The sequence below is a fragment of the Kitasatospora sp. NPDC056273 genome, assembly GCF_042268845.1.
Taxonomy (GTDB): Bacteria; Actinomycetota; Actinomycetes; order Streptomycetales; family Streptomycetaceae; genus Kitasatospora.
In genome coordinates, this window is record NZ_JBHJSJ010000027.1 from 1 (window position 1) to 20,040 (window position 20,040).

Below are 20,040 nucleotides of genomic sequence, written 5' to 3' on the forward strand. Positions count from 1 at the left end.
TTTTTTTTTTAAAAACACCCTCTAAAAAATCCCTTAACAACACTCTCGGGGGGGGCCGGGGGGGGGGGTGACCGGCGCGGGGACCGGGGCGGGCACCACCGGGGCCGCCTAGGAGTTGTCGCGGGCCAGGCGGAGCAGCTCGGCCAGATCCATGTCGTCGATCAGCTCGTCGCCGACCGCCTCGGCGGTGCCGGTCGCCCCGGCGCCGTCGCCCGCGGCCGGGCCGACGCCCGGCAGCTCGGGGTCCAGCGCGGTGCGCAGCTGCTTGGCGAGGGCGGCGGGGGTCGGGTAGTCGAAGATCAGCGTGCTGCTCAGGCGCAGACCGGTGGCGTCGGTGAGCAGCTTGCGCAGCTCGACCGCGGTCAGGGAGTCGAAGCCCTGCTCCAGGAAGCCGCACTCGGGGTCGAGGCCGCTGTGCGGGGCCTCGCCGAGCACCCCGGCGACGCACTCCTCGACCAGCTCCAGCAGCAGCTCGTCGCGCTCCGGCTCGGTGAGTCCGGCGAGCCGCTCCCGCAGCCCGGCGGACCGGTCCGGCCGCTCACCGGTGCCCGGTGCGTCGGCGTCCTGCGCGTCGGCCGGCCGCGGCGCGGGGGCGTCCGCCCTGGCGGCGCGCCGCCAGGCGGCGAGCAGCGGCAGCGCGGCCCGCAGTTCGGACGGGAGGTCCCCGCCGTCGCCCTCCAGTCGCAGGACGGCGGCCAGCGAGGCCTCGTCCTGCTGTTCGACGGCCGCCCAGAAGGAGGCGTCCAGCGGGTCGGCCGTCCCGGCCCCGGCCTTCGGCTGGACGACGTCCAGCCAGTACCGCCCGCGCTGGAAGGCGTAGGTCGGCAGGTCGACCCGCCGGCCGTCCGCGTGGAACGCCGTCCAGTCCACCGGCACGCCGCGCAGGTGCAGCGCGGCCAGCGCGGACGACAGGGCGAACTCCTCGGAGCGGTCCCGGCGTTGCGCGGCGACCAGGGCCGCCCGGCCGCCGGCCGCCGTGCCGTCCAGGAACTCCTGGCCCATGGCGGTGAGCACACCGTCGGGGCCGAGCTCCAGGAAGGTGGTGACGCCCTCCGCCAGCAGCGTCTCCACGGCGTCGTGGAAGCGGACGGTGTGGCGGGCGTGGCGGATCCAGTAGTCGGGGTCGGTGAGCTGGTCGGTGGTGGCGGGTCGGCCGGTGAGGGTGGAGACGATCGGGACGGCGGGGGCGTGGTAGGTCAGCTCGGCGAGGACGTCGCGGAACGCGTCGAGCATCGGTTCCATGAGCGGGGAGTGGAAGGCGTGGCTGACGCGCAGTTCGCGGGCCTTGTCGAACTGTGCGGCGACGGCCCGGACTTCGGTGGCGTCACCGGCGATGACCAGGGAGCGGGGGCCGTTGACGGCGGCGATCGAGACCCGCTCGGTGAGCAGGGGCAGGACCTCGTCCTCGGTGGCGCGCAGGGCCACCATGGTGCCGCCGGTGGGGAGGTGCTCCATCAGACGGGCACGGGCGGTGATGAGGCGGGCGGCGTCCGGAAGGGACAGCACCCCGGCCACGTGGAAGGCCGCGACCTCGCCGATCGAGTGACCGGCCAGGAAGTGCGGCCGGACGCCCCAGGATTCGACCAGGCGGTAGAGCGCCACCTCGACGGCGAACAGCGCGGGCTGGGTCCAGCCCGTACGGTCCAGGGGTTCGCCGCCCTCGGCGATCACCTCGCGCAGCGGGCGCTCCAGGTGGCGGTCCAGCTCGGCGCAGACCTCGTCGAACGCCGCCGCGAACGCCGGGTACGCGGCGTACAACTCGCTTCCCATGCCGGTGCGTTGGGCGCCCTGGCCGGTGAAGAGGAAGGCCGTCCGGCCGGAGGCCGCCACCGCCCTCAGTACCCCGGGCGCCTGCGGCGTCCCGGCGGCCAGGGCCCGCAGCCCGGCCAGCAGGCCGTCCCGGTCCGCGGCGACCACGGCACCCCGGTGCGGGAACTGCGAGCGCGTGGTGGCCAGGGAGAGCCCGAGGTCGGCCGGGTGCAGTTCCGGCCGCTCCTCGACCAGCTCCAGCAGTCGCCCGGCCTGGCCGCGCAGCGCCTCCTCGGACCGGCCGGAGAGCACCAACGGCCGTACGGCCGGGCCCTCGTGGCTCCGCTCGGGGGCCGTCGGCGCCGGGTCGCCCTGCTCCAGGACGAGGTGGGCGTTGGTGCCGCTGATGCCGAAGGAGGAGACGCCGGCCCGGCGCGGGCGGCCGGTCTCCGGCCAGTCCCGCGTCGCGGTGGCCAGCTCGACCGCTCCGGCCGTCCAGTCCACGTGCGGCGAGGGCTCGTCGACGTGCAGGGTGCCCGGCAGGACGCCGTTGCGCATCGCGAGCACCGTCTTGATCACCCCGGCGACGCCCGCCGCGGCCTGGGTGTGGCCGAGGTTGGACTTCACCGAGCCGAGCAGCAACGGCAGTTCGCGGTCCTGGCCGTAGGTGGCCAGCAGCGCCTGGGCCTCGATCGGGTCGCCCAGCTTGGTGCCCGTGCCGTGCGCCTCCACCACGTCCACCTCGCCCGCGGCGAGACCGGCGGCGGCCAGCGCCTGGCGGATCACCCGCTCCTGCGCGGTGCCGTTCGGGGCGGTGAGCCCGTTGGAGGCGCCGTCCTGGTTGACGGCGCTGCCGCGCAGCACCGCCAGTACCGGGTGCCCGTTGCGGCGGGCGTCCGACAGCCGCTCGACCAGCAGCATGCCGATGCCCTCGGAGAACCCGGTGCCGTCGGCGCCGGCCGCGAAGGCCTTGCAACGGCCGTCCTCGGCGAGGCCGCGCTGGCGGGCGAACTCGATCAGCAGCTTCGGCGTGGACATCACGGTCACGCCGCCGGCCAGCGCCAGGTCGCACTCGCCGCGCCGCAGGGCGGCCGCCGCGAAGTGCAGCGCCACCAGCGAGGAGGAGCAGGCGGTGTCCACGGTGACGGCCGGGCCCTCCAGGCCCAGCGCGTACGCCACCCGGCCGGTGGCCACGCTGGCCGCGCTGCCGTTGCCGAGGTAGCCGTCGACCTCCTCCGGCACGTCCTGAACCCAGGTCGCGTAGTCGTGGTAGACCATGCCCGCGTACACGCCGGTCCGGCTGCCGCGCAGGCCGAGCGGGTCGATCCCGGCCCGCTCGAAGGCCTCCCAGGAGGTCTCCAGCAGCAGGCGCTGCTGCGGGTCCATCGCCAGCGCCTCACGGCGGTTGATCCCGAAGAACGCCGGGTCGAACCCGGCCACGTCGGTCAGGAAGCCGCCGGTCCGGGTGTAGGTGCGGCCCGGGGTGCCCGGCTCGGGGTGGTAGATGCCCTCCAGGTCCCAGCCGCGGTCGGCCGGGAACTCCGAGAGCACCGAACCGCCCTCGGCGAGCACGTCCCACAGCGCCTCCGGGGTGGCGATCCCCCCGGGGAAGCGGCAGCTCATCGCGACGATCGCGATCGGCTCGTCGGGGTCGGCCGTGACCGCCACCGCCGCCGGGGCCGGGGCGGAGTCGTCCGCGTCCGCGCCGAGCAGCTCCTCGACCAGGTGCGCGGCGAGCGCGCGCGGCGTCGGGTGGTTGAACACCAGGGTCGCCGGAAGGCGCAGCCCGGTCGCGGAGTTGAGCCGGTTGCGCAGCTCCACCGCGGTCAGCGAGTCGAAGCCCAGCTCCTTGAGCGCCTTCTCCTCCTCCACGGCGTCGCCCGAGTCGTGCCCGAGCACCGCGGCGACGTGGCCGCGGACCAGGTCCAGCACGGTCCGCCGGCGGTCCTCGCCGGAGAGCCCGGCCAGGCGCCCGGCCAGACCGCCCGCCGGAGCGGCGTCCGGGGCACCGGCCGTGCGGCGGCCCGGGCCACCGGAGGCCAGGCCGCGCAGCAGCGCGGGGACGCTGGCCGCCCGGCCGCGCAGGTGGGCCCGGTCCAGCTGGATCGGCACCAGCACCGCCTCGCCCGAGGCCACGGCCGCGTCGAACAGGGCCAGTCCGGTCTCGGCGCTCATCGGCACCGCGCCGCCCCGCACGATCCGCTCCAGGTCGGCGTCGACGAGGCGCCCGGCCATGCCGGACCGCTCCTGCCACAGGCCCCAGGCCATCGAGACGGCGGGCCGGCCCTGGGCGCGGCGGCGCTGCGCCAGCGCGTCCAGGAAGCAGTTGGCGGCGGCGTAGTTGGCCTGCCCGGGGTTGCCGAGCACACCGGCCGCGGCCGAGAAGAGGACGAACCCGCCGACGTCGCCCGCGAGTTCGTGCAGGTTGAGCGCGCCGGTGACCTTGGGTGCGAGCACCCGGTCGAACTGCTCGGGGGAGAGGGAGAGGACGGTTCCGTCGTCCACCACGCCCGCAGTGTGCACCACGGCGGTGAGCGGGCGCTCGGCGGGGACGGCGGCGAGCAGCTCGGCGAGCTGCCGGCGGTCGGCGACGTCGCAGGCGGCCAGGGTGACCTCGGCGCCCGCCGCGCGCAGCTCGGCGAGGAGTTCGGCGGCGCCCTCGGCCGCCGGGCCGCGCCGGCTGGTCAGCAGCAGGTGCCGGGCGCCGTGGGCGGTGACCAGGTGGCGGGCGGTCAGCTCGCCCAGGCCGCCGATCGCGCCGGTGACCAGAACGGTCCCGGAGACGTCCAGCGGGGCCTGCGCACCAGCACCCGCCTTCCCGGCGGCGGTCGGCGCCTTGGCCAGGCGCGGGGCGAGCAGGGCGCCCCGCCGGACGGCCAGCTGCGGCTCGGTGTCCACCGGCAGTGCGGCCAGCGGCAGTTCACCGCCGTCGTGGTCGACCAGGACCAGCCGGTCCGGGTTCTCCGACTGCGCGGAGCGGACCAGGCCCCACACGGCGGCCAGGACCGGATCGGGCGCACCCTCCCCGGTGGCGACCGCGCCGCGGGTCAGCACGGCCAGCCGGGCCTCGGCGAACCGCGGGTCCACCAGCCACTCCTGGACGAGTCGCAGCACCCGTACGGTCGTCGCGCCGACCGCGGCGGCCAGCTCGTCCGTCGCCTCGGACCCCTGGTACGGGGCGAGTTCCACCGCGACCACGTCGGGCACGGCCGCGCCGGCGTCCACCGCCGAGCCCAGCTCGGCCAGGGCGGCCAGGCAGTCCGTACCGTCGGCGCCGTCCGTGCTGTTGGCGCTGTCGGTGCGGTCGGTGCGGTCGGTGCCGAGGAGCGTCCAGGAGCGGGCGGCCGGGTCGCCGGCCGGCACCGGCAGCCACTCGACCCGCAGCAGCGACTCGCGCACGGCCCGGTCGGCGGTGCGCAGCCGCTCGGCGGAGACGGGCCGCAGCAGCAGCGAGCCCACCGAGGCGACGGGCGCGCCGCCGAGGTCCGCGACGGTCAGCGACAGGGTCTCCGGAGCCGTCCGGGCCAGCCGGACGCGCAGCGCGGTCGCGCCGCTCGCGTGCAGCCGGATCCCGCCCCAGGAGAAGGCGAGCCTGCCCTGCTCGGCGTCCGGCACCAGGCCCATCGCGTGCAGGGCGGCGTCCAGCAGCGCCGGGTGCAGCCCGTAGCGGGCGGCCGCGGCCTGCTCGGTGGCGGGCAGGGCGACCTCGGCGTAGACCTGGTCGCCGTGCTGCCAGGCGGCCCGCAGGCCCTGGAAGGCCGGGCCGTAGTCCACCCCGGCGTCGGCGAGCCGCTGGTAGGCGTCGGTGACGTCCAGCGGGGTCGCGCCGGCCGGCGGCCAGGCGGTGAGGTCCGCGGCGGACTCGTCGGCTGCCGCGTCGGCCGCCGCATCGGTGGCCGCGGAGAGCGTGCCCGAGGCGTGCCGGGTCCACGGCTCGTCCTCGGCGGCGTCGGCCGGGCGGGAGTCGATCCGCAGCGGACGGAGGCCGTCCTGCTCCGCGCCGACCAGGACCTGGAGCCGGACGCCACCGCGCTCGGGCAGGACCAGCGGGGCTTCCAGGGTGAGTTCCTCGAGGCGGCCGCAGCCGACCTCGTCGCCGGCCCGGACGGCCAGCTCCAGGAACGCCGTTCCGGGCAGCAGGGTCGCGCCCATCACGGTGTGGTCGGCCAGCCACGGCGTGCTGTGCCGGGAGAGCAGCCCGGTCAGCAGGTGGCCGTGGCCGTCCGCGAGCGGGACGGCCGCGCCGAGCAGGGGGTGCTCGGGGGCGGTGAGGCCCGCCGTGGTGACGGCGGCCGCTCCGGCCACGGTGTCCAGCCAGTAGCGGTTGCGCTGGAAGGGGTAGGTGGGGAGGTCGGTGCGGTGGCCGGCGGTGAGGAGCGGGGTGAAGTCGGCGGGGGCGCCGTGGACGTGGGCTTCGGCGAGGGAGGTGAGGAAGCGGCGGGTGCCGCCGTGGTCGCGGCGCAGGGTGCCGAGGGTGTGGGCGGTGGTGTGGTGGAGGGTGTCCTGGATGGCGCCGGTGAGGACGGGGTGGGGGCTGACCTCGATGAAGAGGTCGTGGCCCTGCTCGGCCAACTGGCGGGTGGCGTCGGCGAGTCGGACGGTCTGGCGGAGGTTGCGGTACCAGTAGGCGGCGTCCATCGTCGTGGTGTCGAGCCACTGGCTGTCGACGGTGGACCAGAACGGGATGTCGGCGCCGCGCGGGGTGACGGGGGCGAGCAGGTCGAGCAACTCGGTCTGCAGGGCCTCGACATGGGCCGAGTGCGAGGCGTAGTCCACGGTGACCCGGCGGGCACGGATGCCGTCCGCCGTGAAGCGCTCGACGAGTTCGTCGAGGGCGGCGGCGTCCCCGGCGACGACCGCCGAGGAGGGGCCGTTGACGGCGGCGACGGAGATCCGGTCCTGCCAGGGGGTGAGGTCGATGTCCTCGGCCGGGAGGGCGATGGAGACCATGCCGCCGTTTCCGGCGATGGCGGTGATGGCCTGGGAGCGCAGGGCGACGACCCGGGCGCCGTCCTGGAGGGTGAGGGCGCCGGCGACGGTGGCGGCGGCGATCTCGCCCTGGGAGTGGCCGATGACGGCGTCGGGCTGGACGCCGTACGCCTGCCAGAGGGCGGCGAGGGAGACCATGACGGCCCAGAGGGCGGGCTGGACGACGTCCACCCGGTCGTAGCCGGGGGCGCCCTCGGCGCCGCGCAGGACGTCGATGAGGTTCCAGTCGGTGAACTCGGCGAGGGCGTCGGCGCATTCGGTGATCCGCGCGGCGAACACCGGCTCGCTGTCGAGGAGTTCGACGGCCATCCCGGCCCACTGCGAGCCCTGGCCGGGGAACACGAACACCGTGCGTCCGGTGGTGGAGGCGGTGCCCTCGACCACGGCGGCGCTCTCGGTGCCCTCGGCGAGTGCCCGGAGGCCTTCGGTCAGCTCGGTGCGGTCCGAACCGAGCACCACCGCACGGTGGTTGAACAGCGAGCGGGTCGTCGCCAGCGAGTGGGCGAGGTCGATCGGGGCGGCCTCGGAGTCCTGGAGCAGCGCGGCCTGGGCACGCAGGGCGTCCGCCGACTTCGCGGACAGCAGCAGCGGCAGCACGCCGTGCGCCGTCGGTTCGCCCGCCGGGGCCTCCGGGGAGGGCTGTTCGAGGATGACGTGGGCGTTGGTGCCGCTGACGCCGAAGGAGGAGACGCCGGCCCGGCGCGGACGGCCGGTCTGCGGCCACTCCCGCTCCTCGGTGAGCAGCTCCACCGCGCCCGCCGACCAGTCGACGTGCGGCGTCGGCTCGTCCACGTGCAGGGTCCGGGGCAGCACGCCGTGGCGCATCGCCAGCACCATCTTGATGATGCCCGCCGCGCCCGCCGCGCTCTGGGTGTGGCCGAGGTTGGACTTCACCGAGCCGAGCTGGAGCGGCAGTTCGCGGTCCTGGCCGTAGGTGGCGAGCAGGGCGTTGGCCTCGATCGGGTCGCCGAGCCGGGTGCCGGTGCCGTGCGCCTCGACGGCGTCCACGTCGGCGGCGGTGAGGCCGGCGGTGGCCAGGGCCTGGCGGATCACCCGCTCCTGGGCGGGGCCGTTGGGGGCGGTGAGCCCGTTGGAGGCGCCGTCCTGGTTGATCGCGGTGGCCCGGACGACCGCCAGCACCGGGTGCCCGTTGCGGCGGGCGTCCGACAGCCGCTCGACCAGCAGCACGCCCACGCCCTCGGCCATGCCGAAGCCGTCGGCGGCCGCCGCGAAGGCCTTGCAGCGCCCGTCCTCGGCGAGGCCGCGCTGGCGGCTGAACGCCACCAGCCCCTCGGGGGTGGCCATCACGGCGGCACCGGCCGCGAGCGCCATCGAGCACTCGCCGGCGCGCAGCGCCTGGACGGCGAGGTGGAGCGCCACCAGCGAGGAGGAGCAGGCGGTGTCGATGGTCACGGCCGGCCCTTCCAGGCCGAGCGCGTAGGAGATCCGGCCGGAGACCACGCTGGCCGCGTTGCCGGTGACCAGGTAGCCCTCGTTGCCGGGCGGGGCGGCGGCCAGCAGGGTGCCGTAGTCCTGGCCATGGGTGCCGACGAATACGCCGACCTGCCCGCCCCGGACGGACACCGGGTCGACGCCGGCCCGCTCGAAGGCCTCCCAGGAGGTCTCCAGCAGCAGCCGCTGCTGCGGGTCCATGGCGTGCGCCTCGCGCGGGCTGATCCCGAAGAACGCCGCGTCGAACTCGGCTACGTCGTACAGGAATCCGCCCTCGCGGGTGTACGAGGTGCCGACCCGGTCGGGGTCGGGGTCGTAGAGCCCGTCGAGGTCCCAGCCGCGGTCGGTCGGCAGGGCGCCGACCGCGTCGCGCCCGGCGAGGACCAGCTCCCACAGGTCCTCCGGGGTGCGCACGCCGCCCGGGAAGCGGCAGCCCATGCCGACGATCGCGATCGGGTCGTCGTCCCGGGCCGCCGCGGTGGTGGCCGCGGCCGGTGCGGCGGTCGGGAGCCGGTCGCCGAGCACCTGCTCGCGCAGGTGGCCGGCCAGGGCCTTCGGGGTCGGGTAGTTGAAGATCAGCGTGGCGGGCAGGCGCAGGCCCGTCGAGCCGTGCAGGCGGTTGCGGAGCTCGACCGCGGTGAGGGAGTCGAAGCCCAGCTCCTTGAAGGTCCGTTCGGGGTCCACCGCCGTGCCGGCCGGGTACCCGAGCACGGTTCCGGCGGTGGCGCGGACGAGGTCCAGCAGCTCCCGGTCGCACTCGGGCCCGGTCAGCCCGGCCAGCCGCTGGGCGAGGGCCGAGCCGCCGGCCCGGTCGGTCGGCCGCCGACGGCCCGAGCGGGTGCGGACCAGGCCGCGCAGCAGCGGGTGGACGGCGTCGGACTGGGCGCGCACGGCGGCCAGGTCGAGCCGGATCGGCATCAGCGCCGGTTCACCGGCCGCGCGGGCGGCGTCCAGCAGGGCGAGGCCCTCCTCGGCGGAGAGCGCCGCGGTGCCGACGCCGGCCATCCGGCGCAGGTCGGTGCCGGTGAGCCGGCCGCCCATGCCGTTGCGCTCCGCCCACAGGCCCCAGGCCAGCGAGACGGCCGGCCGGCCCTCGGCTCGCAGGTGCCGGGCGTAGGCGTCGAGGAAGGCGTTGGCGGCGGCGTAGTTGGCCTGCCCGCCGGCGCCGAACACGGCGGCGGCGGAGGAGTAGAGCACGAAGGCGGCCAGGTCCGCGTCGCGGGTGAGCTCGGCCAGGTTGAGCGCGCCGGAGAGCTTGGGCGCGAGCACCCGGTCGAACTGCCCGTCGGTGAGCGTCTCGATCACGCCGTCGTCGACGATGCCGGCGGTGTGCACCACGGCGGTGAGCGGGTGCTCGGCGGGGATGTCGGCGAGCAGCTCGGCGAGGGCGGAGCGGTCGGCGACGTCGCAGGCGGCCAGGGTGACCTCGGCGCCCGTCGCGCGCAGCTCGGCGAGGAGTTCGGCGGCGCCCTCGGCGGCCTCGCCGCGGCGGCTGGTCAGCAGCAGGTGCCGGACGCCGTGGGCGGCGACCAGGTGGCGGGCGGCGAGCACGCCGAGGCCGCCGGTGGCCCCGGTGACCAGGGCCGTCCCGTTCGGGTCGAGCGCCGGGGCGCCCTGCTCGGCGGGCCGGACCCGGGTGAGCCGCGCGGCCCGTACCGAGCCGTCGTGCAGCAGCAGTTGCGGCTCGTCGCCGGCCAGGGCGGCGGGCAGGGCGCGGTAGGAGGCGTCCTGCGCGTCCAGGTCGACCAGGACGATGCGGTCCGGGTGCTCGGACTGCGCCGAGCGGACCAGGCCCCAGAGCGGGGCGGTCACCAGGTCCGGCAGGCCGTCGCCCGGGCCGTCCCCGGCCACCGCGCCCCGGGTCAGCACGACCAGGCGGCTCTCGGCGAAGCGCTCCTCGGCGAGCCACTGCTGGAGCAGGCCCAGCAGCGCGTGGGTGGCCGCCCGCACGGCGGGGACCAACTCCGGTGCGGCGCCCGGTGCGAGGGGCAGCAGGACGGTGTCGGGGGCGGCGCCGTCGGCGGCGGCGAGGGCGGCCAGGTCGGGGTACGCGTCCACCGTGTTGCCCGCCGCGGTGAGCCCGGCGGCCAGGCCGAGGGCGTCCTCGCCGACCAGGGCGTAGCGGCCGGTGACCGGGGCGGCCCCGGGCAGGTCCGTCCAGTCGACGCGGAACAGCGAGTCGCCGTCGGGCCCGGCGTGGACCGCGCGCAGCTGGTCGGAGGAGACTGGCCGGACGGCCAGGCCCTCCACCGAGACCACCGGCACGCCGTGCTCGTCGGAGGCCTCCAGGGCGACCGAGTCCAGGCCGGCCGGGGAGAGCCGGACCCGCAGGGCGGTCGCGCCGGCGGCGTGCAGCGAGACCCCGCTCCAGGCGAACGCCAGGTGGCCCTCGGCGGACTCCTCGCGGTGCCGGACGGCGCCGAGGTCCATGGCGTGCAGGGCGGCGTCCAGCAGCGCGGGGTGCAGCCCGTAGCGGGCCGACCGGTCGGCGACCTCCTCGCTCAGCACGACCTCGCTGAACACCTCCTCGCCGCGCCGCCAGGCCGCGCGGACACCCTGGAACGCCGGTCCGTACCCGGCGGGCAGCCGCTCGTACAGGTCCTCGACCGGCAGCGGTTCGGCGCCGGCCGGCGGCCACTGGGTGAGGTCCGCGGGGGCGGCGGGAGCGGCGGGGGAGAGGGTGCCCGCGGCGTGCCGGGTCCACGGCCGGGAGGCCGCGGCGTCCTGCGGCCGCGAGTGCAGGCCGACCGGCCGGGCGCCGGTGGCGTCGGCCTCGCCGACCACCACCTGGACCTGGACGGCGCCCTGCTCGGGCAGCACCAGCGGGGCTTCCAGGGTGAGTTCGTCGAGGCGGCCGCAGCCGACCTCGTCGCCGGCCCGGACGGCCAGGTCCACCATGGCGGTCCCGGGCAGCAGGGTGGTGCCCATGACGGTGTGGTCGGCCAGCCACGGGTGGGTGGTGCGCGAGATCAGGCCGGTCAGCAGGTGGCCGTGCCCGTCGGCGAGCGGGACGGCCGCGCCGAGCATCGGGTGGTCGGCCGCGGCCAGGCCGACGGCGGTCACGTCCGAGGTGCCGGGGGCCGCCTCCAGCCAGTAGCGGTTGCGCTGGAAGGGGTAGGTGGGGAGGTCGGTGCGGTGGCCGGTGGTGAGGAGCGGGGTGAAGTCGGCGGGGGCGCCGTGGACGTGGGCTTCGGCGAGGGAGGTGAGGAAGCGGCGGGTGCCGCCGTGGTCGCGGCGCAGGGTGCCGAGGGTGTGGGCGGTGGTGTCGTGCAGGGTGTCCTGGATGGCGCCGGTGAGGACGGGGTGGGGGCTGACCTCGACGAAGAGGTCGTGGCCCTGGTCGGCCAACTGCCGGGTGGCGTCGGCGAGTCGGACGGTCTGGCGGAGGTTGCGGTACCAGTAGGCGGCGTCCATCGTCGTGGTGTCCAGCCAGCGGCTGTCGACGGTGGACCAGAACGGGATGTCGGCGCCGCGCGGGGTGACGGGGGCGAGCAGGTCGAGCAACTCGGTCTGCAGGGCCTCGACATGGGCCGAGTGCGAGGCGTAGTCGACGTTGATCCGGCGGGCCTGGGTGCCGTCGGCGGCGCACCGCCGCAGCAGCTCGTCCAGGGCGTCGGCGTCACCGGCGACGACGGCGGAGGAGGGGCCGTTGACGGCCGCGACGGAGACGCGGTCGGCCCACGGCGCGATGGTGGCGAGCGCGTCCTCGGCGGACTGGGAGAGCGACACCATGCCGCCGGCTCCGGCGATGGCGGTGATGGCCTGGGAGCGCAGGGCCACGACCCGGGCGCCGTCCCGGAGGGTGAGGGCGCCGGCGACGGTGGCGGCGGCGATCTCGCCCTGGGAGTGGCCGATGACGGCGTCGGGCTGGATTCCGTACGCCTGCCAGAGGGCGGCGAGGGAGACCATGACGGCCCACAGGGCGGGCTGGACGACGTCCACCCGGTCGTAGCCGGGGGCGCCCTCGGCGCCGCGCAGGACGTCGATCAGCTTCCAGTCGGTGAACTCGGCCAGGGCGTCGGCGCATTCGGCGATCCGTGCGGCGAACACCGGCTCGCTGTCGAGGAGTTCGACGGCCATCCCGACCCACTGGGAGCCCTGCCCGGGGAACACGAAGACGGTCCCGCCGGTGGCGTCCGCCGTACCGGTCAGCACGGTGGCGCTCTCGGCGCCCTCGGCGAGCGCCCGGAGGCCTTCGGTCAGCTCGGTACGGTCCGAACCCAGCACCACCGCACGGTGGTTGAACAGCGAGCGGGTCGTCGCCAGCGAGTGGGCGAGGTCGATCGGGGCGGCCTCGGAGTCCTGGAGCAGCGCGGCCTGGGCGCGCAGGGCGTCCGCCGACTTCGCGGACAGCAGCAGCGGCAGCACGCCGTGCGCGGCGGGCCCGCCGGTGGGGCCTTCCTCCACGACGGGCTGTTCGATGATGACGTGGGCGTTGGTGCCGCTGACGCCGAAGGAGGAGACGCCGGCCCGGCGCGGACGGCCGGTCTCCGGCCACTCCCGGTCCTCGGTCAGCAGCTCGACCGCGCCCGCCGTCCAGTCCACGTGCGGCGTCGGCTCGTCCACGTGCAGGGTGCGCGGCAGCACCCCGTGCCGCATCGCCAGCACCATCTTGATGATGCCGCCGACCCCGGCGGCCGCCTGGGCGTGCCCGATGTTCGACTTCAACGAGCCGAGCAGCAGCGGAAGTTCACGGCCCTGGCCGTAGGTGGCGAGGAGGGCGTTGGCCTCGATCGGGTCGCCCAGCTTCGTGCCGGTGCCGTGCGCCTCCACCGCGTCGACCTCGGCCGGGGCCAGGCCCGCGGCGGCCAGCGCCTCGCGGATCACCCGCTCCTGCGCCGGGCCGCTCGGGGCGGTCAGCCCGTTGGACGCGCCGTCCTGGTTCACCGCCGTGCCGCGGACCAGGGCCAGCACCGGGTGCCCGTTGCGGCGGGCGTCCGACAGCCGCTCGACCAGCAGCACACCCGCACCCTCGGCCCAGCCGGTGCCGTCGGCGGAGGCGGCGAAGGACTTGCAGCGCCCGTCCTCGGCGAGGCCGCGCTGGCGGCTGAACTCGACGAACACCTCGGGCGTCGCCATCAGCGCCACGCCGCCCGCCAGGGCCAGGTCGCACTCCCCGCGCCGCAGGGCCGCGACCGCCAGGTGCAGGGCCACCAGGGAGGAGGAGCAGGCGGTGTCCACGGTGATCGCCGGGCCCTCGAAGCCGAAGGTGTACGACACCCGGCCGGAGGCGACGCTGCCCGCGGTGCCGGTGCCGAGGTACCCCTCCACCTCCTCGGGCACCCGGGGCAGCCGGCTGGCGTAGTCGTGGAACATCACGCCGGTGAACACGCCGGTCCGGCTGCCGCGCAGGGCCTCCGGGTCGATCCCGGCCCGTTCCATGGCCTCCCAGGAGGTCTCCAGCAGCAGCCGCTGCTGCGGGTCCATGGCGAGGGCCTCGCGCGGGCTGATGCCGAAGAAGTCGGGGTCGAAGTCGGCGCTGTCGTAGAGGAATCCGCCCTCCCGGACCGAGGAGCTGCCGACCGAGCCGGGGGCGCCGCCGAACAGGGCGTCGGTGTCCCAGTCGCGGTCCGTCGGGAACTCCGAGACGGCGTCCCGGCCCTCGGCGACCAGCTGCCACAGGGCCTCGGGAGTGATGGCTCCGCCCGGGTAGCGGCAGCTCATCGCGACGATCGCGATCGGGTCCTCGTCCGCCACCGCCGGACGGGCCGGGGCGGCCGGGGCCGGTGCCTCGTCGAGGAGCTCGGCGAGCAGGAAGCCGGCCAGCCGGGCCGGGGTGGGGTGGTCGAAGACCACGGTCGCCGGGAGGCGCAGGCCGAGCGCGGTCCGCAGCCGGTTGCGCAGCCGGACGGCCGAGGCGGAGTCCACCCCGAGGTCCTTGAAGGCCCGCTCGGGCGCGATCGTCCGCGGCAGGCCCCGGCCGAGCACGCCGGCCGCCTCGGCCCGCACCAGGCCGAGCAGCGTCTGCCGGGCCTCCGCCCGGGGCAGCGCGCGCAGCCGGGCGGCGAACACGGTGTCCGCCGCGCCGTCGGCGGCGGCCGGGTCGCGGAAGAGGACGCCGGTGGTGTCCCGGGTGGCGACCACGGGGGTGTCGGCGCCGCCCAGCGCGGAGTCCAGCAGCGCGCCCAGCTCGGCGTCGGACACGGCGCCCGGGTCGGTGGTGTCCCAGGCCAGCGACACGGCGTGCCGGCCGGTGGCGCGGCGGTGCTGGGCCAGCGCGTCCAGGAACGCGGCGCAGCCGCCGTGGTCGCCGTCGTCCGCGCCCCGCAGGGCACCGGTGGAGGAGACCAGCAGGAAGGCCGTCAGGTCGAGCCCGGCGGTGAGCTCGTGCAGGGCCACCGCGCCGTCGACGCCGGTCCGCACCCAGCGGTCGGCCTGCCCGCCGGCGGCCGGCCCGGGGGAGCCGGCCGCGTGCACCACCGCGGTGAGCGGGTGCTCGGCCGGGACGCCCGCGAGCAGCTCGGCGACGGACGCGCGGTCGGCGGCGTCGCAGGCGGCCAGGGTGACCTCCGCGCCGGACTCGCTCAACTCCACGGCCAGCGCGGCCGAGTCGGGGGTGGTGGAGGCCAGCACCAGGTGCCGGACGCCGTGCTCGGCGACCAGCCGCCGGGCGATCGCGGCCGCGGCCGTCCCGCCGGCGCCGGTGACCAGCACGGTGCCGTCGAGGCGGCGGCCGGACGCGGCGGCGGTGACCGGCACCAGGCGGGGCGCCCGCAGCACCCCGCCGCGGACGGCGAACTGCGGCTCGCCGGTGGCCAGGGCGGCCGGCAGGGCGGCCGCGGAGGCGGACTCGCCGTCCAGGTCGGCCACGGTGAAGCGGCCGGGGTGCGCGGTCTGCGCGGCGCGCAGCAGCCCCCAGAGCGGAGCCTGCGCCAGCCCCGGGACCTCCTCGCCCGGGTGCACGGCCAGCGCGCCCCGGGTCAGCACCACCAGGCGGGTCTCCCGCAGCCGGTCGTCGGCGAGCCAGCGGGTCAGCAGCTCGGCGGCCTCGCGGGCGGTCCGCCGGGCCGCGTCCGCGACCGGCTCCGCGCCGGCGGCGGGCCAGGGCAGGTAGACGACCTCGGGCGCACCGGCCGCGGTGAGCTCCGCCAGGTCGGCGTAGCGGTCGACCGCCAGGCCGTCCGGTCCGTTCAGGCCGTCCGGTCCGTTCAGCCGGGCGGCTCCGTCCGACGGGCTCGCCAGCAGCGCGGCGCGCACCGGCTCCACGGGCCCGGCGGGCAGCGGCACCCAGTCCATCCGGTACAGCGACTCCTGCCGGACGCCCCGGGCGCCGAGCAGGGTGCCGGGCTGGTCGAACAGCCGGTGCCGGGTGACCTTGCCCGAGGCGGTGCGCGGCACGGCGGCGATCGCCCGGACCTCCTGCGGCACCTTGAACCAGGACAGCTGCTCGGCGCAGGCGGCGAAGACCAGCTCGGCGTCGACGCCCTCCGGCGCGGCGACCACGAACGCGACCGGCACCTCGCCGAGTACCTCGTCCGGCCGGCCCGCCACGGCGACGTCCAGCACGCCGGGCACCGTGCGGACGACGTCCTCGATCTCGCCCGGGTGGATGTTCTCCCCGCCCCGGATGATCAGCTCCTTGCGCCGCCCGCTGATCGTCAGCTGGCCGCCGGCCGCCCGGACCGCCAGGTCGCCGGTCCGGTACCAACCGTCCCGCAGCGCCTCGGCGGTGGCCTCCGGCCGGTTGTGGTAGCCCTGCATCAGGCTCGGCCCGCGCACCCACACCTCGCCCTCCGTCCCGGGGTCGGTGTCGATCCCGGTCTCCGGGTCGACCACCCGCACCTCCAGGCCGGGGACCGGCAGGCCGCACGAGCCGGAGACCCGCTCGGCGCCCGGCGCCTCGGTCGCGATCGCGCCGCAGGTCTCGGTGGAGCCGTAGCTGTTGAGCAGCGGGACGCCGAACGCGTCCTCGAAGTCCCGGGCCAGCGAGGCCGAGGTGACCGCGCCGGTCGACAGGCAGACCCGCAGCCGCGGCATGTCCAGCCGGCCGGCGTCGGCCTCCCGCAGCAGGTGGTGGTAGAGGGCGGGCACCCCGGCGAGGAAGGTGTACGCGTCGCCGCGCAGCTCGGCCAGCACCTCGTCCGCGGAGAAGCCCGGCATGATGTGCGCGGTCGCGCCGGTCGCGGTGACACCGACCACGCAGACGATGTGCGCCAGGCTGTGGAACAGCGGCAGCGGCCAGAGCACCAGGTCGTCGCGGGAGAGTCCGAGCAGCGGCGCGTAGCAGGACGCCACCGACCACAGGCAGCTGCGCTGGGTCGACAGCACGCCCTTGGGGGCGCCGGTGGAGCCCGAGGTGTAGAGCATGAAGGCGGTCTCGTCCAGGCCGAGGTCGTCGCGCGGCGGCACGGGGGGCTCGACGGTGGCCAGAGCCTCGAACGACGGCAGGTCCCGCGCCGCCTGCGGCCCCTGCGGCCCCTGCGGCGCCTGCGCCGTCGGACCGGAGACGACCACCAGCAGCCCGGGCCGGTCGGCCCGCAGCCGCAGCACCTGGTCCAGGTGGCGGGCGTCGGTGACGACCACGGCGGCGCCGCTGTCGTCCAGGATGTGGGCCAGCTCCTCGTCGCTGGAGTGCGGGTTGACCGGGACGGCGACACCGGCGGCCCGGACGGCGGCCAGGTAGGCCTCCACCACCTCGACACCGGCGTCCAGGTGGATCGCCACCCGCCCGCCGCGGCCCAGGCCCAGGGCCGCCAGGTGGCCGGCCAGCCGTCCGGTCCGGAGCTCCAGCTCGGCGTAGCCCACGGACCGGCGGCCGTCCCGGAAGGCCGGCTTGTCGCGCAGCGACGCGGCCTGGGAGCGCAGCAGTTCGGGCAGCGGCCTGATCAGCTCGGTACGCGGCATGTCAACGGCTCCTTGGGCACGCGGAAACAGCACGGGAGGCTGGGGGCTCCCGGAGAACAGAGAGGGGTGACGCATCATTCGGTATCCCGTGGCAGTCTCGTCCAGCCGTCCGTGGGGGCCGCACCCCTACGGTTCCCCTACGGGCCCTTGTCCCGGCCGGCTCCGCCGCGGGAGAAGGGGGGTGGTGGTGAGGGGTTGTCCGGCCGTCCGGCCTGCACCAGGCTCGGAGTGGGGAGGACCCGCCGGCGGGGCGAGGACCCCGTCCAGAAGGGACCACCGGAACACCATGACGCTCACCGACGGCGCGGCCGACAGCTGGATCCGCCGCTTCCACCCGGCCCCGGACGCCCGCGTCCGCCTGGTCTGCCTGCCCCACGCGGGAGGGTCGGCGAGCTACTGGTACCCGATGTCCGCCGCCACGGCGGCCGGGATCGAGGTCCTCGCGGTCCAGTACCCGGGGCGGCAGGACCGGCGCCACGAACCCTGCGTCGAGACCGTCGAGGCGCTGGCCGAGCAGGTCACCGAGGCGCTGCTGCCCCACCGCGACCTGCCGCTCGCCCTGTTCGGCCACAGCATGGGCGCGGTCGTCGGCTTCGAGGTCGCCCGGCGCCTGGAGGACCTCGGCACCCCGCCGGTCGCCCTGTTCGCCTCCGGCCGCCGCGCACCCTCCCGGCACCGGGACGAGGACGTCCACCTCCGGGGCGTCGACGGCATCGTCGCGGAACTCCGCAAGCTGGACGGCACCGACCCGCGGGCCCTGCAGGACCCGGAGCTGCTGCGGATGATCCTCCCCGCGGTCCGCGCCGACTACAAGGCCGTCGAGACCTACCGCTACCGGCCGGGGCCGCCGCTCTCCTGCCCGGTCGACGCCCTGGTCGGCGACAGCGACGAGAAGGCGACCGTCGACGAGGCCGGGTCCTGGCGCGACCACACCACCGGCGGCTCCGCCCTGCACGTCTTCCCCGGCGGCCACTTCTACCTGGCCCACCACCAGGGCGAGATCGTCCGCATCGTCACCGACCGCCTGCTGCCGCCGGTCTCCTGAACCCGGCGGGGACGGCGAGCGCCGCGCCCGGCCCCGGCCGGGCCGCGCCGCCGACCGGCCTCCGCTCGCGGCCTGACCGCCCGGCCGCCGCACGGCCGCCGTCGAGCAGAGCCCCCGCCCACGGCCACCCCGCCGGAGGGGTGGCCGTGGAAGCTCCGGTCGCCCTTCCCCCGCGGCCCGGTCCGGCCTGCGCGCCCCCGACCGGGCCCGCCGCCGAGCGGGCGCTCTCCCCATGTGTGCCGATCGGCCGTTGCCCGGCCGCCGTCGGGTAATGCCTTTGCCTACGGCCGCCCTTCCCCGGCGGCCCTGCCCGTCACACCCCGTCACCGCCTGCCTGCCCTCGCCTGCCGCCCTGTCGCCTTCCGCCTGCCTCCCGTCGTGCGCGGGAGGCAGCGCGCGTTTCCAGGCCCCCGGGCCCGTGGCGCCCGTCCCACACCTCCCCAGCTGCGGAGAAGCGCCCGGCGGCACCATCCGGCCGAACCGTACGAAAACGGAATCCGACATGTTGTATTCCGCTTCTGTGACTCATGTGACTGACGTGACTCTTGTGATGGATGTGGGTGCAGGGAATGGCGTGAATTGGTGGGTCAGGAAAGTGTTGCGTTTCCGTGACAGCCGCGCCTATGATCAACGGAAAGCTTCGATATTGATCGAACCCCGGGGGGGTGTTTGGACGGCGGGGGCCAGTCGGGTGTTCAACTGATGTCGCGTCGCAGTTGAACACCGGTCGGCCGCGGAGGGGTGGGCGGGGATAGGGGCGGAAGGATTGGGCTCTGAATCCCGCTTCCGGGTTCCGCGAATGAAGCAATCAATTTGCCGGTGATTCCGCGGGTGGTGTCGTACCGGCGCGATGGGGACTTGGGTCGGCGTGTTCTGAAGGGGGAGTTCAGCATGGGGGAGCGCCTGCGCACCGCTCCGACTCCGGTCGGTGCGGATGGCGGCCGGGGTCCGGGAGGTCCGGTCGGAGCATCCGAAACGGCCTCCGGGGGCGGCCGGCCGGCGGAGCGGGCCGCGCGCGCCGAGGCGGCGTTGCGGATCCTCCAGGCCCATCCCTCGCTGTCCGACCGGGCGGTCGCGGAGTCGACCGGCCTTGGCGCGCGAACCGTTGCCGAGCTGCGGCGCCTGTCGGAATCCGTGGCGGAATCCGGATTCCGGATCGGCCGGGACGGCAAGTCCCGCCCGTTGAACGGCGCGGCCGGCCGGCTGCGCGTGGCGGAGCTCCTCGGGGAGAACCCGAAGGCCTCGCTGCGCCAGTTGGCCAGGACGGCCGGGGTGTCGCCCGCGACGGCGCTCGATGTGCGGCGGCGGCTGGAGCGCGGTGAGGAGCCCGTCCCGGTGAAGCGGGCCGCCATTGCGCCGGGGGTTTCCCCGAAGGGTGCCGCGCCGGCCGGGGGGAATGGCTTCGCGGGGGGTTTCGGCCGGACCGGCTGATTTCCCTTCGGCGTTAATCGATTTCTAATCCCCGCCGTAATTCCGGTCGGATCTTGTGCCTTTGTCGGACCGCCGATAAAGTCGAAGTCGGCCTGCAGTATTCCTGCGCCTTGCCTGAAATATAATCTCGCATCCACCAGAGGAGCGGCCAATCATGACGCACCGATTCTCGCTTGTCCTGAACCGAGAAGTGAACGATCAGGAGAAGGTCACCCTGAAGGAGGCGAGCCGCGCCGACATCGCGTTCGTCGACGACACCCTCCCGACGAACGCCGACGTCCCGGTCACCCGGATCGAATTCGAGGACGGGGTCACGGCCACGCTCGCCGAGGCCATCGAGGCCGGCTTCGAGGCCGTCAAGGCCGTCCCGGACCTGTCCGTCCCGGGCCTGAGCGTGCCCGCCCAGCCGGCCGCGGCCGAGGGCGGCGAGGAGGCCGTCAACGAGGCGGCCGAGGCCGTCTCCTGACGGCACGCACGTCCCCGCCCCGCGGGGACTGAGGCCGACTCCTGCGCGGAGGCCGAGCAGCAAC

4 protein-coding genes are annotated in these 20,040 nt (G+C 76.0%); 3 read left to right on the top strand and 1 reads right to left on the bottom strand.

Going from position 1 to position 20,040, the window contains the following annotated elements:
* Window positions 1–108: 108 nt before the first annotated feature.
* Entirely contained in the window at window positions 109–17,034 is a 16,926-nt protein-coding gene (locus ACFCY1_RS23550) for an SDR family NAD(P)-dependent oxidoreductase (protein ID WP_375875956.1), read from the bottom strand.
* 286 nt (window positions 17,035–17,320) lie between these two features.
* On the opposite strand from ACFCY1_RS23550, the gene ACFCY1_RS23555 reads away from it, so the two are divergent.
* From ACFCY1_RS23555 to ACFCY1_RS23565, 3 genes are all read left to right on the top strand, one after another.
* A complete protein-coding gene (locus tag ACFCY1_RS23555; protein ID WP_049660158.1) occupies window positions 17,321–18,079 on the top strand; it encodes a thioesterase II family protein in 759 nt (252 codons plus the stop codon).
* An 891-nt stretch (window positions 18,080–18,970) separates the two neighbouring features.
* Window positions 18,971–19,510 (top strand): hypothetical protein, encoded by a 540-nt coding sequence (locus ACFCY1_RS23560; RefSeq protein WP_143204652.1) that lies wholly within the window; start codon window positions 18,971–18,973, stop codon window positions 19,508–19,510.
* 190 nt (window positions 19,511–19,700) lie between these two features.
* Window positions 19,701–19,976 (top strand): hypothetical protein, encoded by a 276-nt coding sequence (locus ACFCY1_RS23565; RefSeq protein ID WP_198959456.1) that lies wholly within the window; start codon window positions 19,701–19,703, stop codon window positions 19,974–19,976.
* Window positions 19,977–20,040 lie beyond the last annotated feature (64 nt).